Here is a 15,818-nt window from a genome sequence, read left to right as displayed (position 1 = left end):
AGGCATCCTGCGCGTCACCATCCGGCCGAGCCGGGTTTGCCCTTGAACGGGCCGACGAGTTCGGGCGTGATCCAACCGGCGTAGAAGCGCCCGGGGCTGTGGCAACACGCGGACACCATCGACCAGGCACTCGAGCTGCTGCCGATGGAACGCGACGTGGTCGCGCAATGCCGCGAACGTAGATTCAGGCTGAGGGTAGAACCAAGCCGCTGATTCAAAGCGCTACGTTCGGAAGTCATGCGAGATTCTTCCTGATTAGCCGGCCTTGCGCCACCGACCCGAGTCAGGGCACAAAGTGGCCGGTGCGCCGTTCAGCCAAACTTGCTCTTCATCCAGCTGCAGCGAAGTCAAAGGGTCGGTGTCGAAGGTGACTTGAAGTGCGCGCCCAACATAGGCATCTTCGATGGGAAGCTCCCAAGTCAGGAATACCTGGGTGCAATCCTTGTCGGAAGTGAAGTCGTCCACACGAAAGCCGCTGCTGTTGCGTTGAACTACGGCGTGGGGTTGGCCGGTATCGAATATCACGGCTGTACCCCGGGCAAGGGGAATTCGATGACCTGTAGAAGGGAAATGCAGGTCCAGACCTTTGTCCTCGGTCAGGAAGAGATTGCAAAAGGCCATGCCCCCATATTGCGCACCGTCATGGTGGTACTTTGCACCGCGGCATGCCATGAGAGCGACGTCGCTGGAGCCAAGCACCCCGGGCAGTCCGAGCGAGCACGCCCAATCAGCCACCAGCTGCACGCAGTATTTGAGCTCGGACCAACGCGCGCGCGTCCGTGCCAAAGGCAATGCCTCGACCTCTCCGGGTTCCAGGCCCAAGTGCAAGGATGCATCCCTTTCCCAATCAGCGATGAGACGTGCGGGGGGCACAGGCACATCGACCTTGTCCGACAACACGACTTCGCTCACGCTTCGACTGCGGATGGACTCGCCGCTCCAGAAATAGGATGTGAGCAGGTCTGGCCCGGGATTCGGTCGAGGGGGATTGCTCATCCGAATCAAATCCGCGGCGTAGTGAATGCGTTGACGTCCGCACGCAGCAGTTCCGCGCCCAGGTTGATGGCCTGCACTGAACGGGTGGTGGTCCCCTTGAACGCCATGTGCTCAAGGACATGGCCAATGCCGTTCGCTGTCGGGGTTTCATCACGGGATCCAGCGCGCAAGAACTCGCCCACACTGGCGCCTTGCACGTGAGGCATAGGAATGGCGCGCAGCCGTACCCCGTTCGCAAGCGTGCGAAGGGTGATGGTGTTGTGCCCTGTTGACAGCAAGCCCATGGCTCAGCGGTTCCCCGGCTGCTGCGGTCTCACACCGATGCCATAGAGCGCCAGCAAACCCAGCACGTGCCCGACAGCAACGCCGGGCTCCCCCGCTTCGATGCGCCCGATGGTTTGGATATGCACCCCCAGGCGCGCCGCCGCTGCGGCCTGCCCCTCGCCGGCCGCCGTCCGGGCCAACCTCGCCGCTAAACCTAGTTCCCGAATCGAGTCCAGGGCGTCGCCACCGATGTCTGCCGAGATGCGCTTTCCTTTGGTCATGGGGCATTGTCGCTGTCCGCACCTTGCCTTGAACTGTGCACCAGTGGTGGGATGCCTCCGACCCATGAGAGATTCTCTCAATTGGCGCCTCCGCGGCAGAAGGGCGCTCCATGCAGGGTTTGCGCGGATGCACTACCAGGAATTGGACTGTCACCCGACTTGATTGCGGACTTTGCGGGCTTGCATCTGCACGCGCACACGGGGCAGGGTCGCTCTGGCTCCGATCAAGGTGGACTGGTGAGACCGGCTCAACTAGACGGTTGGACCGCCATCTGCGCTTGAAACATCCGCGTAAAGTCGCAGCTCTCCTGCGCGAGCATCACGATGGACGAAGTGAGCGCACTGCGATGCGCGCCTTTCTGCATGGCCACGTAGCGCACCACAGGAAGGGCCGGCACCACGTCGAGCTCCGCAAGCATGCCTGCGATCACAAGCGGCTGCAGGCACTCACGCGGCAGATAGCTCACGCCCAGGCCCGACACGGTGAGCCCGGTCAGCGCCACCAGATTGCTCACCACGATCACATTGGCCGGCTGCACCCCCTGCTCCTTCATCCACGCGTCATAGGCGCGACCGGTGCCTGAGTTGAGGCCCTGCACCAACATGCGATGGCGCGCCAGTTCGTGCAGCCGCATGGGTCCGCCTGCAGGGACCACGCCGGGCTTGCACATCCAGGCACTTGTCACCTGCCCAACGACCTTGTGCGGCAGACGTGCGTCGGCGAAGGTCTCAGGCACGATGGCCAGATCGAGTTCGTCGGCCAGCAGCTTGTCGCGCAGTTGCAGGCTGTCGTCCACGTCGGGTTCGAGGATCACCTTGGGATAGTGCTGCTGGATCAGGCCGATCCATCGTGGCAGCCACGTCATCGCGCTCAGTTCGGTCACACCGAGGCGAATGCGTCGCTCCAGCACGCCAGGTTTGCCGAACTGCTCCACGGCCGCGTCGCGTTGCTCGAGCAACTTGCTGGCGAGCACGAACATTTCCTCCCCCTTTTCCGTGAGGCGGGCCGTGCGCTGGCTGCGATCGAACAGCTCGGTGTCGAACAGCTGCTCCAGCTCGTGCACGCGCTTGGAAATAGCCGACTGGGAGGCGTGCAGGTGACGGGCCGCCTGCGCGAAGCCACCGAGCCGTGCAATCCAGTACAGCGCTTCGAGCTGCTTGAAGGTCATCTCCTCACTTTAAAACACTTTTGCTCATGTGATTCGATCACAAAAAATCGCTTTTGGAAATTCATTGCGGCATCGAAGATGCGCTCCAAACCAATCCCTCGTGTTCCAAGGAATCTGCCATGAACCTCAAAAAGCGGCCCCTCGTGTTTGGTCTCGCGCTTGCCCTGTGCTGTGGCGCCGCCAGTGCCCAGAGCGGTGGCACCCTGCAGAAGATCAAGGAAAGCGGCACGATCCAGATCGGCGCACGCGAAAGCCAGATTCCCTTCTCGTACAAGCTCAGTGCCGATGCCGCACCTATTGGCTTCACCACCGACATCTGCCTGAAGATCGTGGATGCCGTGAAGGCCAAGCTGGGTCTGCCGAAGGTCGAAGTGCAGTACGTCATGCTCAACTCGACCAACCGCATCCCTTTGCTTCAGAACGGCACCGTCGACCTCGACTGCGCCACCACCACCAACAGCACGCAGCGCCAGCAGCAGGTCGACTTCGCGCCCAGCCACTTTGTCACCAACATCACCGCCGCGGTGAAGAAGGCCTCGGGCATCAACGCCCTCGCCGACCTCAACGGCAAGAACGTGGCCACCGTTGCGGGCAGCACCTCGATCCAGCTGCTGCGCGGCGCGCGCAAGAGCGGCAACATCGAGGCGAACGAGCTGCCGGGCAAAGACACCTCTGACGGCTTTTTGCTGCTGTCCACCGGTCGTGCCGATGCCTATATGCTCGACGACGTACAGCTCGCCGGCATGATCGCCAACGCGCCCAACCCCGGCGACTACAAGATCCTGAAGGAGTCGCTTCGCCAGGAGCCCTACGGGATCATGCTGCGCAAGGACGACCCGCAGTTCAAGGCACTGGTGGACGAGACCGTCACCGGCCTGATGAAATCGGGCGCCATCGAGCAGCTCTACGCCAAGTGGTTTCTCTCGCCCATTCCGCCGAAGAACGCCAACCTCAACTTCCCGATGACGGACGCGGTGCGTGAGATCTACAAGAACCCCAACAACAAGGGCGTCTGAGCCATGGGCCTCGATCAAGCACTCCAGAAGCTCCCGCGCGGCCAACTCTTCTCCGACGCGCTGATGCGCGAGGTGAAGGCGCGCTTCCTCCAGGTCGATCACGACCATCACGGCCGCGAGCGCCTGTACTTCGACAATGCCGGTGGGTCCTTTCGCCTGAAGGCAGCGGCGGCGCGCTTTGCGCAGGTCGATGCCATTCCCGACAATGCAGAGCGCATTCACGCTACCGCAGTGGAGTTGCAGGACATCCAGGCCAAGGGATGTGCCGACCTGCGCACGATCCTGAACGCCCAAGGCGGCAGCGTGTACGCCTCGCTCAGCGCCTCGGGCGCCATGTTCGACATGGTGCGCGCGGTAGCCGAGAACGTTCCGGGCACGAACATGGTCACGACCGTGCTCGAACATCCGTCGGCCTTCGATGCGATGAGCCTCTACGCACAGCGCCTGGGCCGTGAACTGCGGGTCGCAAGGAGCAATCCGGCGACCGGCGGGGTGGACGTCGACGAGATCGTGCGGCTGGTCGATGAGAACACCTGCTTGCTCAACGTCATCCATGCATCGAACATCTCAGGTGCCAAGCTTGACATGGAAGCTATCGTGCGCCGCGCGCGCGAGATCAAGCCCGATCTTTACATCCTGGTGGACGCGGTCCAGCACGCGCCGCACGGCCTCATCGACCTGCAGAAGACGCCGGTGGACGGCATCAACGTTGCGCCCTACAAGTTCTTCGGATGCCGGGGATCGGGCCTCTCGTGGGTATCCGAGCGCGCGTCCGTGCTACCGCACCACAAGCTCGCGGGCAAGAAGCCCGACTATTGGGACCTGGGCAGCGCCGCGCCATGGCAGTTTGCGGTTCTCACCGAGATCGTCGACTACGTGTGCTGGTTGGGCAGCCAATTCGTGGACGCCACCGATCGCCGTGCGCTCTTCACCGCGGGCATCACGCACATTGAATTGCACGAGCGAGCGCTCCTAGCGCTGCTGCTCGACGGCAACGGGAACGCCACCGGCATGCGCAAGCTTGAGGGCGTGAGCGTCTTCCTCGACCATTCCGACCTGACGAAACGCGACCTGATCTTGGGCATCGGCTTCGACCGCATCGACTGCACGCAGGCCGTGCTGGAGTACGCCAAGCGCGGCGTGACGGTCTACGAGCGTGTAGCCACCAGCATCTACTCGAAGCGCATGCTCGAATCCTTTGGGCTGGCGGGCACCGTGCGCGTGTCACCCCTGCACTGCCATTCCGTAGCCGACGTCGAGAAATTCCTGCGCATCACCCGGGACATCGCCATCGGCGACCAGGACTTCTCAGGGCACTGAGCCGGCACGAAGCCGGCCAACCTGCAACGCAGCTTCGCAGCGCGATCCTCCCCCGAGGACCACACACATCTCTGATGGAATTCAGGCCGTCCTCAACGGCGGATCAACCCGTTGAGGTGCCTGCGCAGGCAACGTCTATGCATTGGCGCAGAAGTCATCGGGTGTGCGGGCCGACGAGATCCTCATAGTCGCGTGCCACAAGTACGTAGACGCGAGTTCTTAGGAGCCAGACGACGCACGCATCGACGGCAGCAATGGCAACGCCTCCTCCTTCACGCTCCCCGCCACCTCGACCGCCCATTCATCGACGGCATCCAGCAGGCGCCGCTGCGCGTCGAGCAAGGTCGCGGTGTGGTCGATGTCGGGCCAGAACCGGTAGCGAATCTGCTTCAGACACGGTTCCCCGCGAAGCTGCGCAAGCATGCCCATGTTCCTGTCTGCAGCGTGCAGCATGGCCGAGAACATGACGTAGACGTCGACCCCACGGTCGAGCAGCGACTGCAGTTCCGCGGCGTAGTCCTTGGCCGTGTAGGCCGGCGCATTGGTGGCAAAGATGTCCGCCTGCACTTCAGACTCGGCGCCCTTGGGTTTTCGCAGGCGCGCGAGGAATTGCCGGCCCAACGAAGCGTCCAGCGGCGAGCGCAGCCAGGCCGTCAGGGCTCGCCAGGCCGCGTTCTGGTGGCGCAGCGCTGCGTTGAACGGAAAGGCCGCCATTCGGTGCAACTTGCGCACGGCACGAACCCTCTTGCTGAGAAAGTCGGGACCATCGAACAGCAGAACGCCCACCACGCGCGAGTCGACCAGCCCGATGCTCAACGCGTTGTCCGCGCCCGAACAGACGCCGAAGACCAGGAACTTGCGCAGGCCCGTACTGGCCTGGAACTGATCCAGCGCCGCGCTCATGTCGTTCGACTGTTGCTGGCGAAAACTGTCGCGGCTGCTGGATGCCTTGCTGTCGCCAAGGCCGGACATGTCGAAGCGCAGCGACGGGATGCCCGAAGCAGCGAGCCGGCGCGCCAGCTTCACGTTGATGCGGCGCTGACCGACCCTGTAGTTCATCCCTGTGTTGAGCAGCAGGCATCCGACCCGCGCTCGCACCGCGCCCTCGCCGGGTTCGGTCAGGATGCCCACCAGTGCTTCCTCGCGGCCGAAGCCGACGATGGATTCCTCGTAGTTCATTGGAGCTCGGCCAGCATTTTTTGCAGCGCGGGAGCCGGCGCCAGTTCGTTGTTGGCAAAGGGATCGGATGTCCACACCAGAGAGTGCTCGAACTGAACAAACCGAAGTGCAGCCTGCGAATGGGCAGCGCCAACTGCATCGCACCAGTGGCTGGTCGGCGTGTCCAGGGCGCTGGCAATGGCCGTGATAGCGCAGTTGGGCGCCGCGGGCGGCACGTTGGGCTTCAATTCAAGAATCTGCTGACGCAATGGTTCGGCAACCGCGTAGCCGAGGCATTCGCTCGACAAGGCCAGCGGGTCGCGCTCGACGGCACGCCGCCAGCGGGTATCGGGAACGAAATGAGCCAGCTCCAGCTGCTCGACGTGTGCGATGCCCAACTGCGCGAGGTAGGCGCGACCATCGAGCACGGGGTCCCACAGCACGAGCCGGTGTACACGCGGAAAGGCATGAGGCGCGGCGCGCAACGCGACGCTCGCACCCAAGCGGGCGCCGAACCAGGTGATGCGCCGATCGCTTCCGATGCTGCGTAGCAGTTCGCGGTGCGCCAGGCCCACGTCGGAGGCCCAGCCCTGGAGATCGGCATCCTCGTCGTCACCAGCAGAGTCGCCGGTGCCATAGAAATCGAATCGCAAGGCCGCCACGCCCTGGCGCGCCAGGCGCTCCGCGAGCAGCCTGTAAAGGCGATGGACCCGCAGTGCTTCGTGGCCAAAGGGCGGCACCAGGACCACGCCCGACCGGGCAGCCTTGCCGTCCTCGGGCGCATGAAAAACGCCGAAGAGCTTGCGGTGCTGGGCGCCAAAGTAGAACGGCTTCATCACTTCCTGCCATGCGACCAAGGTCGACTGCTGGTCATCGCATGATCCTGCTGGTCAGCCGCTTCCACCACCCTGCCCCGTCATCGTCCTTGGCAGCCGGTGCGGACGCTGCCGCCGGCTCGGGGCGCGAATCGTCCAGCTTGATCCCGCTGGCCAGCTGCGACAGCGTCTCGAACATGAAGCGCCTGGCTTCCAGCCGAACGCCCCACTTCCTCTCGAACAGGACGACGATTCGCCCCACCTTCAGCGAATCGCCGCCCAGGTCGAAGAAGTTGTCGTGCGGCTGGATGTCGTCTGTCTCGATGTCAAGCACGTCTGCCCAGACGCCGCAGAGCGCGTCTTCCACCGGCAGGCGAGTGCCTTGCCGGGCTGCTCCATCCGGGCGCGATTCGCGGCTGGGTTGCGGAAGCGCATTGCGGTTGATCTTTCCGTTGGGCAGGAGCGGCAGCGTCTCGAGCCCCACGAAATGCTGCGGCACCATGTACTCGGGCAAGGTAGCACGCAGGTGGTCGCGCAGCGCCGGGGCATCGCAGTTGCCGCCGGCGGCGACCACGTAGGCCACCAGCCTCCGGTCGCCCGGCCGGTCTTCCCGGGCCAACACCAGGCACTGCGATACGTCCGCATGCGCCTGCAACTGCGCCTCGATCTCGCCGAGCTCGATGCGGTGACCGCGCAGCTTCACCTGGAAATCGAGCCGCCCCTGATGCTCCAGCGTGCCGTCGCGGCGCCAGCGACCGCGATCCCCCGTTCGGTACATGCGCGCGCCTGTCGCTGCAACGAAAGGCTCGGACAGGAAGCGATCGGCCGTCAGTTCGGGCCGCCCCAGGTAGCCCAGCGTCACGCCATCGCCCCCGATGAAGACTTCACCGGGCACGCCGACCGGGCAGCGATGGCCGTGCGCGTCCAGCACGTGCACGCGCGTATTGGCAATGGGGCGCCCTACCGAAATGCCCTGCACTCCCGTGGGCACCTTCCAGCAGGTGGACCACACGGTGGTTTCGGTCGGGCCGTACATGTTCCAGAGCTCGCCGACACGTGCCATCAGCGCGCGCGCCATGTGCGCGGAAAGGCTTTCCCCGCCGATGAGTGCCTTGAACGCCGGCCCGCCGTTCCAGTCGGTGTCCAGCAACAACTGCCAGGTGGAGGGCGTTGCCTGCAGCACGGTGGCCTTCGAACTTTGCAGCAGGCTGCTCAACGCCAGGCCGTCGGTCGTCTGCTCGCGCGTTGCAAGGACGACGGTGGCGCCCACCGAGAGCGGCAGCAGCAACTCCAGGATGGAAATGTCGAAGCTCAACGTGGTCACCGCCACCAGCACGTCCTGCGCGCTCAGGCCGGGCTCGGACTGCATCGACAGCAGGAAATTCACCACCGCACCGTGGGGCACGACGACTCCCTTCGGCTTGCCCGTGGAGCCGGAGGTGTAGATGACGTACGCCGGGTCTCGCGGGCCGGCATCCCGCGCCGCATCGGGCGTCGGCGCGGTGTCCGGGTGCTCGCCGGGGTCCAGGGGCAGGTCCAGCAACATCGTCGGAAGCGCAAGGCCCTCCCACAATGGCGCCTGCTGCCGGCGAGTGAGCAGCAGGGCAAGGCCTGCGTCCAGTGCCATGTCCTGCAGGCGTTGCCTCGGGTAGGCCGGGTCGAGCGGCACGTAGGCGGCACCAGCGGCAAGCACGGCCAGTTGCGCGATGACCATGACGGGGTCGCGATCCAGGCAGATGCCGACCCGCGTGCCGCGCTGCACGCCCTGCGCCCGCAAGGCATGCGCAAGCCGGTACACGCTCGACCAAAGCTGCGCGTATTGCAGCGACTCGCCCGGCAACTGCCGCAGTGCCACCGCGTCCGAGCGGCTGTGCGGATGCAGCAGGCTATTGATGGTCTGCTCGCGCGGATAGTCCATATCCGTCCAGTTCCACGAATCGAGCAGGGCGAGCTCTCGCGTGCTTGGCAGCTCGATCGCTTGCAGCGGCAGGTCGGGCGACTGGATCAGCCGGTCGATCAGGTGCACATAGTTTTCAAGCAAGGCCTGCGCCGTCTCGGCCGAGAAAAGTTCGGTCGAGTAGTTCAGGAACATGGCCCGCTCGCCCTCGATGTCGATGGTCAGGCCCAGGTCGAACTGGGTCGCGCCCAGGCTGAACGACAGGTAGCGCGCGTCCACTCCTTCGAGTTGCACCGATTCGCGGCGTGCGTTGAGCACGTTGAACATCGCGCGCAGCTCCGGCACCGCGGCGCCCTGCTCTTGCGCGCGCAAGCGCCCCACGAGGTAGTCCAGCGGTACGTTCTGGTGTGCAAAGGCCGCGAGGCACGTCTCGCGGACCTGCGCCAGCAACGCCTGGAAATCCTTCTCCTGCTGAAGCTGGCAGCGCATCACCAGGGTGTTGATTAGCGAGCCCACCAGTTCCTCCGCTTCCACCCGCGTACGACCTGCGATGGGCGTGCCGACTGCCACGTCGTCCTGCCCGCAATAGCGCGCCAGCAGGAACTGGAAGGCGGCCAGCAGGCTCATGAACGGCGACACCTTTTGCTGGGCGCTGAAGCGCTGAAGGCGCTCGACCCAAGCCTCGGACAGTTGGGCGCTTGCCCGCGCGCCGTTGTTCGTCAGGCGGCGGTCCAACCCGGTGTCCGTGGGAAGGTTGAGCGGCGTCCAACCGTCCAGCTGTGCCGTCCAATAGCGGGTCTGCGCGGCCAGCACCTCGTCGTGGATGTGCGCGCGCTGCCAGCCGGCGAAGTCGACGAAGTCGATGGCGCGCGCCGGCAGGCTGGCGGTCTCTCCCTTGACGGATGCGTTGTAGAGCGCCTGCAGTTCGCGCAGCAGCACGCTCCACGCCCACCCATCGCCGATCAGGTGGTGCATCACCATGACCAGCGCGTGATCCTCTTCGCCCAGGCGAACCAGGATGAAGCGGTGCAGCGGCCCGAGTTCCAGCTCGAACGGCTGCGCCGCCAGGCGCACGGCCTGGCGCTCGAACTCCGCCTCCTGGTCCGGCCAGGTCCGCCCGTCGAGTTCGGTCAGCACGACCGGGTGCGGCTCGCCGATGAAGGCCATGGGTTCCGATTCGCCCAGCCTGAAGGTGGTCCGGAAGGCTTCGTGCCGCGCGGCGATACGGTCCAGTGCGGAACGCAACGCGCCCCGCTGCAAGGGGCCGCGCAGGCGCAGCGACTCGCACATGTTGTAGGCCGCGCCCTGCGGGTCCATCTCGTGCAGCAGCCAGATGCGCCGCTGGGAGAACGACACCGCTGAAGGCTGCGACCGCGGAACAGCCTCGATGGGGGCCAGGTCCGCAATGCCATCATTCGACGATCGGCCCGCGAGATGCGCCTCCAGCATCTGCGCGAGCCCTTCGACGGTCGGGTTCTCGAACACGCTTCGCAGAGGCAGGTCGACCTTGAAGCGCGACCGGACCCGCGACGCGATCTGCGTGGCAAGCAGCGAATGGCCGCCCAGGTCGAAGAAGTTCGTGCGAACCCCGAAGTCCTTCCTGCGCAGCACACCTTCCCAGATGTCGTGCAGGCCTTCTTCCAGGGGAGTTCGCGGCGCAATGCGTTCAGACGCGGCGACGTGGCCCTCGGGCCTCGGGAGCTTGCGCCGATCGATCTTGCCGCTGGACAGGCGCGGCAACTGCGGCAGGAATACGAAGGCGGCCGGCAGCATGTGCTCGGGCAGCCGCGCACGCAGCTGCGTCCGAAGGCCGTGCGCATCGGCCTCGGCACCGCGCTCGAGCGCCACGTAGGCGACGATCTGCCGCTCTCCCGGCACGTCCTCGCGAAGCAGCGCCGCGCACATGCTCACGCCGCTGCAGGCGTTCACGGCCGCCTCGACCTCGCCCAGTTCGATACGGAAACCCCGCAGCTTCACTTGCTGGTCGTTGCGGCCGATGAATTCGACAACGCCCGCTTCGAGCCATCTCGCCAGGTCGCCCGTGCGATAGAGCCGCTCGCCCGGCCGGAACGGGTTGGGCAGGAAACGCTGCGCCGTCATCTCGCGCCGGTTGAGGTAGCCAAGCCCCACGCCCACGCCGCCCACGTAAAGCTCGCCGGGCACATTCACCGGCTGGGGCTGCATGTGCTCGTCCAGCACGTAGAGCTGTGCGTTGTCCACGGGGCGGCCAATCGGCACCACGGGACGCTCGGGCACGCTGTTGCCCACCTCGTACCAGGCACTGTCGACCGTGGCCTCGGTCGGCCCGTAGAAGTTGCCCAGCCGGGTCGATGGAAAGTGCCGCCGGAAGGCCAGTGCCAGTTCGCGGTCCAGGGCCTCGCCGCCGCAAAGCACGTAGCGCAGGCTCGCGCACTGTGCCATCCGGGCTTCGTCGAGGACCACGCGCATCTCGGAAGGCACGAACTGCACGACGCTGATGGCGTTGTCATGCAGGGTTTCCACGAGCCGATGCGTGTCGCGATGCGCGTCGGGCGGCGCGATGACGATCTGCGCGCCGCATGCCAATGGCGAGAAGAACTCCCAGATCGAGGCGTCGAAGCTGATGGACGTTTTGTGCAGCACGCGGTCGCTGGCGTCGAGCCCGAGGGCGCGGTTCATCCACTGGACGTGATTGGAAAGGCCGCGGTGCGCCAGCTGCGCGGCCTTGGGCAAGCCGGTAGAGCCCGAAGTGAAGATCAGGTAGGCGAGGTGGTCGGGCTGCGACAGGTCCGGCACCGAGGGGGCAGCTTCGGCCGCGGGCATGGCGCCGCCGTCCGCCGGGACTTCGACGAAGTTGAAGTTCGCCGCGGCGGCGAGAGCTCGCAGCGCTGCGCCGGTATGCGCGTCGACCAGCACGAAGCGCGGTGCCGCATCCGCCAGCATGGTTTCCAGCCGCTCAGGCGGATGTTCAGAATCCAGCGGAAGGTAGGTGCCGCCGGCCTTGAACAATGCGAGCAGCGACACGACCATTGCGAAGGAGCGCTGCATGCACAGGCCGACCGTGCATCCAGGCACGACGCCTCGCTCGCGCAGATCGTGCGCCAGCTGCTCCGACAGCGCGTCGAGCTGCCCGTAGCGCATCTCATCATGGCCCAAGCGCAGCGCGACCGCGTCGGGCGCGCGCCGCGCCTGTGCCCGAAACAGCGCGTGCACGCTCTGCAGTTCCTGCGGGGCAGAAGACTGGGCGCCGTTCCACGTCACGAGCATGCGCTGCTGCTCTGCCGCGTCCATCAGCGGCAGGCGCGTCACGGCGCGCTCCGGGTCGGCCACCACGGCGGCCAGCAGATTGCACAGGTGGGCCGCCATGCGTGCCATCGACGGGGCGGTGAACAGGTCCGTGCGGTATTCGATCTCGGCTTCGAGATGCGCTCCGGGCCCCGCCTCGACGATGGTGAGCGACAGGTCGAACTTCGCGCCGCCCGAATGCACGGCGAGCCGCTCGCACTGAAGCCCACCGAGCTCCAGCCGGCGATGGGCGAAGTTCTCCAGCGAGAACGAAACCTGGTAGAGCGGGTTGAGGCCTGCCTGCCGATCCGGGCTGAGTTCGGCCACCAGTCGCTCGAAGGGCATGCGCTGGTGGGTCAGCGCCTCGAAGAGGATCGCGCGATCGCGGCGCAGCAACTCCGCAAACCCGGGCTGCCCCTGCAGGTCGGCCCGCACCACCACCGTGTTGACGAACTGGCCGACCGCGTCGAGCAGGCGCGCATCATCGCGGCCGCCCACGGGCACGCCGATGGCGATGTCCGTCTGGCCGGTGTAGCGCAGCAAAAGCGCCTGGAAAGCAGCCAGCAGCGCAGTGAACAGCGTGACCTGGTTCTGCCGTGCCAACGCCCTGAGCGCCACGGCAATGGCGGGCTCGATGCGAAATGCGTGTGTCGTCCCGGCGGTTCCGATTGGCCTGGGGTTGCGGGGGCTGTCGGTGGGCAGCTCCAGCGTCTGCACGTCGTCGAGCCTGGTGCGCCAGTAGTCCAGCGCGGCCTGCATGTCGCCGCGCTCGAACTGCTGGCGCTGCAGGCGGGCATGCTCGTGCGGCGCGAGCGGCAATGCAGGCAGCGCCGCGTCGTCCGAGGTATAGAGCTGCCCCAGGTCGCGGTGCAGGAGCGTCATGGACCAACCGTCCACCACGATGTGGTGGGCGACGAGGACGAGCACGTTCTCGTCATCCGACCGGCGCAGGAGCGCGGCGCGAATCAAGGGCGCATGCGACAGGTCGAAGGGCTCGGCGACGATGGCTGCGATGGCCTCGGCCTCGGCGTTGCCCTCTTCCGCGGGCAGGTCCACGTACCGCAGGCCGAAGCGTTCCATCGCCTGTTCCGCCGAGATCACGCGTTGCTCGGGCTCTGTGTCGGTCGAATGAAAACCGGTGCGCAAGTTGGGATGCCGGGCGATCAGCGCCTGCATGCCTCGCTCCAGGCGCTTCTGGTCCAGGCGCCCCTTCAGCCTGGTGACCGATTGAATGTTGTAGGCCGTGCCAACGCCACCCAGTTGTTCGACGAACCAGATGCCTTCCTGTGCCAGCAGCAAAGGCACCGCGCCGCCGGCGATCGGCAGATCGGCGAGCTTCGAGCCGCCAGCGGCTTGCACCGCGTCATCGTGCTGGGCGAGGCCGTCTCTGGCGGACTGGATGAGCGCGGCAAGCTCCGATACCGATGGTGCAGACAAGACCTGGGCGCCCGAGATCTCCAGGGCGAACGCCTCGCTGGCCGCCAATGCCAGCCGCGCTGCCGACAGTGAGTCGCCACCCAGCGCCAGGAAATCTGCATCGCCAGCACCGACGGGCACGCGAAGGATCTGTTCGAACAGGCTCGCCACGCGCGCCTGCATCGCGGTCAGCGGTGCGGGTGAGCCAGGCGCGCCGGCCTGCGCGCGGGCAATGGATTGGATCTGCTCGTGCATGCGCCGCCGCTGCAGCTTGCCGGCGGTGCCGGTGGGCAGCTTGTCGAGCACGTGGATGAAGGCCGGGATCTTGAAATCGGCCAGCTTGCCGAACAGCGCCCGGCGCAGTTCGCGCGGATCGGCCACGGCGTCGCGTGCCAGCACCACGGCTGCATGCACGTCCTCGCCCAGCGTCGGATGCGGCGCGGCGAACGCCGCGGCCTGCGCCACGGCGGGCAGGGCCAGCAAGGCGCGCTCGACCTCGATGGGCGCGATCTTCTCGCCACCACGGTTGATGAGTTCCGAGGTGCGGCCGGAGAGGAAAAGGTAGCCGTCATCGGCCAGGTAGCCCAGGTCGCCGGTGATGAACCAGCCGTCCACGAACGCCTCGCTGTTCAGGGCCGGCGCATCCTCGTAGCCGCAGAAAACGGCTGGCCCGCGAATCACGACGCGCCCCTCGGCGTTGCGCGGGAGGTCGCGCCCTTGCTCGTCGATCACGCGGATCTCGGCGCCCGCCGCGGGGCCGACCGAGCCAGGCACCTGGATGCCGGGAGGCAGCGGGTTGCTGGCCATTTGAGTGGACGCCTCCGTCATGGCGTAGGCCTCGATGACGGGCACCTTCCACAGCGCCTCCAGGTCGCGCATCAACGCCTGCGGCAGCGCAGAAGACGCCGAACGGGCAAAGCGCAGCCGATGTTGCGGCCAGGCCAGCGTTCCCGCTGCGGCCAGGTCGACGATGGACTGGTGAATGGAGGGCGCGGCGGTGTACCAGGTGGGGTTGAACTCGGAGATCCAACGCACGAACGCAGTGGTGTCGAAAGTCGGCGTGCACACGACCGGCGAGCCGGCCACCAGTGGCGTCAGCAAACCGCCGATCAACCCATGCCCATGGAACGTCGGCATCGCCATCAGGCCCAGGTCGTCCGGCAAGATGGCCAGGTGCCGCCCGATGTTGCGTGCCGATGCCAGAACCTGTTGCTGCGTGAGCGGCACGCGCTTGGACTTTCCGGTCGTGCCCGAGGTGAACAGGACGAAGGCCGTGTCACCCGGCGCCGGCCCGGCAGGAGCGTGTTCGTGGTTCGACTGACCAGGCTGCGCATCCAGCAGCTTCGCAAGCTCGAAGCCGAGCGCCTGCAAGCCGAGCTTTTCCGCCAGCGCCCCGACGACCTCGTTGCCCGGCAGGCCCAGGATCGCGTCCGCCCGTGCATCGCGCAGCAGCGCTTCCAGCTCGGTCGGCGTCAGCGCCGGATGCAGCGGCAAGGTGGTCGCATTGCAGACCACGGCCACGGTCGCAAGTGAAAGCGGCAGCCCCGTGGGCAAGAGAACGGCAATGCGCGAATGGCTGCCGAGCCCCAACGATGCCAGCCAGTCGCGCGTGTAGTCGGCGGCGGCGAGCAATTGCGCATAGTTGAACGAGACGCGCTCGGTCGACAACAGGGCCGGGGCTGCAGGATGGGTCCTTGCATGGGATTCCAGCACCTGGCGCAGGGTCGACTCTTCAAATTCAAGCACGCAAGTCCTTTCGCGATGTCTCCGAACCGGCCGCCTGACCTGCGAAGCGTCGGTCACACTTTGGTATTAGTGTGTCTGGTCGAGTGTAGATTGTTTCGTGCCCGTGAATGGGCAGCGCGCCATTCAAACCCACGATCGCCGTGGCTTGGCACGGCATCTCCGATCAGACCGTTGCGGAGCTTGTTTGCATCGCGAACCAAGTCACGGATACCCGATGTTTTGTCCGTAACCTTCGCAGTTGGTCAGGTTCGCTCGACGCGAACGGGCGGACTGAACCCTTGCAGGAGACGTCCTACAAATGTTGGTTTCTCGTGCTCGTGGTGGCCGCGAGCGGCGCGATGCCTAATGCCTGGATAGTCTCCCGGGTGGCCTGCCGCCCCCGGCTAGCTGTTGAGTTGCAATAGGTTCTTCCCGCCAAGGCGGGAGGCTGGCGGCTGGTATCCCAAGGCCGAGTGCGGCCTTCGGGCGTTGTAGTA

9 protein-coding genes and 1 pseudogene are annotated in these 15,818 nt (G+C 65.8%); 2 read left to right on the top strand and 8 right to left on the bottom strand.

Annotated features, from left to right (window positions below; genetic code table 11):
* Positions 1 to 14: 14 nt before the first annotated feature.
* The 5 genes and pseudogenes from BM345_RS30005 to BM345_RS29070 all read right to left on the bottom strand — a co-directional run bounded on the left by BM345_RS30005 (position 15) and on the right by BM345_RS29070 (position 2,710).
* Entirely contained in the window at positions 15 to 239 is a 225-nt protein-coding gene (locus BM345_RS30005) for a hypothetical protein (protein WP_139237675.1), read from the bottom strand.
* Positions 240 to 255: 16 nt separating this feature from the next.
* A complete protein-coding gene (locus tag BM345_RS29085; RefSeq protein ID WP_093387216.1) occupies positions 256 to 996 on the bottom strand; it encodes a hypothetical protein in 741 nt (246 codons plus the stop codon).
* Positions 997 to 1,016: 20 nt separating this feature from the next.
* A pseudogene (locus BM345_RS29080) lies at positions 1,017 to 1,280 on the bottom strand (insulinase family protein); the annotation flags it as partial.
* A gap of 3 nt (positions 1,281 to 1,283) precedes the next feature.
* A complete protein-coding gene (locus BM345_RS29075) occupies positions 1,284 to 1,541 on the bottom strand; it encodes a helix-turn-helix domain-containing protein (RefSeq protein ID WP_093387214.1) in 258 nt (85 codons plus the stop codon).
* 248 nt (positions 1,542 to 1,789) lie between these two features.
* Entirely contained in the window at positions 1,790 to 2,710 is a 921-nt protein-coding gene (locus BM345_RS29070; RefSeq protein ID WP_093387211.1) for a LysR family transcriptional regulator, read from the bottom strand.
* A 119-nt stretch (positions 2,711 to 2,829) separates the two neighbouring features.
* Here BM345_RS29070 and BM345_RS29065 point away from each other — a divergent pair, with 119 nt between their 5' ends.
* Together BM345_RS29065 and BM345_RS29060 are read left to right on the top strand one after the other, a co-directional pair.
* Entirely contained in the window at positions 2,830 to 3,726 is an 897-nt protein-coding gene (locus BM345_RS29065) for an amino acid ABC transporter substrate-binding protein (RefSeq protein ID WP_093387209.1), read from the top strand.
* Positions 3,727 to 3,729: 3 nt separating this feature from the next.
* Positions 3,730 to 5,046, top strand: a complete 1,317-nt coding sequence (locus tag BM345_RS29060) for an aminotransferase class V-fold PLP-dependent enzyme (RefSeq protein ID WP_093387206.1) — start codon at positions 3,730 to 3,732, stop codon at positions 5,044 to 5,046.
* A gap of 219 nt (positions 5,047 to 5,265) precedes the next feature.
* Here BM345_RS29060 and BM345_RS29055 read toward each other — a convergent pair whose 3' ends face one another.
* Genes BM345_RS29055 through BM345_RS29045 form a run of 3 tightly spaced genes read right to left on the bottom strand, consistent with a single transcriptional unit; the run spans position 5,266 to position 15,342 of the window.
* Positions 5,266 to 6,225: an alpha/beta hydrolase family protein gene (locus BM345_RS29055; protein ID WP_093387204.1), complete on the bottom strand. Its 960-nt coding sequence runs from the start codon at positions 6,223 to 6,225 to the stop codon at positions 5,266 to 5,268.
* Positions 6,222 to 7,061, bottom strand: a complete 840-nt coding sequence (locus BM345_RS29050; RefSeq protein WP_139237674.1) for an alpha/beta fold hydrolase — start codon at positions 7,059 to 7,061, stop codon at positions 6,222 to 6,224. Before BM345_RS29050 ends, BM345_RS29055 begins: the two co-directional genes overlap by 4 nt.
* A 13-nt stretch (positions 7,062 to 7,074) precedes the next feature.
* Positions 7,075 to 15,342, bottom strand: a complete 8,268-nt coding sequence (locus BM345_RS29045) for a non-ribosomal peptide synthetase (RefSeq protein ID WP_175545211.1) — start codon at positions 15,340 to 15,342, stop codon at positions 7,075 to 7,077.
* Positions 15,343 to 15,818: the final 476 nt, after the last annotated feature.

The sequence above is a fragment of the Variovorax sp. OV329 genome (genome assembly GCF_900114785.1).
GTDB lineage: Bacteria > Pseudomonadota > Gammaproteobacteria > Burkholderiales > Burkholderiaceae_C > Variovorax.
This window is presented reverse-complemented; position numbering and strand designations above follow the sequence as displayed.

What these genes read in the sequence shown, in the direction of transcription:
- BM345_RS29065 (WP_093387209.1), top strand. Translation starts at nt 2,830, where the DNA reads ATGAACCTCAAAAAGCGGCCCCTCGTGTTTGGTCTCGCGCTTGCCCTG.
- BM345_RS29085 (WP_093387216.1), bottom strand. Translation starts at nt 996, where the DNA reads ATGAGCAATCCCCCTCGACCGAATCCCGGGCCAGACCTGCTCACATCC.
- BM345_RS29055 (WP_093387204.1), bottom strand. Translation starts at nt 6,225, where the DNA reads ATGAACTACGAGGAATCCATCGTCGGCTTCGGCCGCGAGGAAGCACTG.
- BM345_RS29060 (WP_093387206.1), top strand. Translation starts at nt 3,730, where the DNA reads ATGGGCCTCGATCAAGCACTCCAGAAGCTCCCGCGCGGCCAACTCTTC.
- BM345_RS29070 (WP_093387211.1), bottom strand. Translation starts at nt 2,710, where the DNA reads ATGACCTTCAAGCAGCTCGAAGCGCTGTACTGGATTGCACGGCTCGGT.
- BM345_RS29075 (WP_093387214.1), bottom strand. Translation starts at nt 1,541, where the DNA reads ATGACCAAAGGAAAGCGCATCTCGGCAGACATCGGTGGCGACGCCCTG.
- BM345_RS30005 (WP_139237675.1), bottom strand. Translation starts at nt 239, where the DNA reads ATGACTTCCGAACGTAGCGCTTTGAATCAGCGGCTTGGTTCTACCCTC.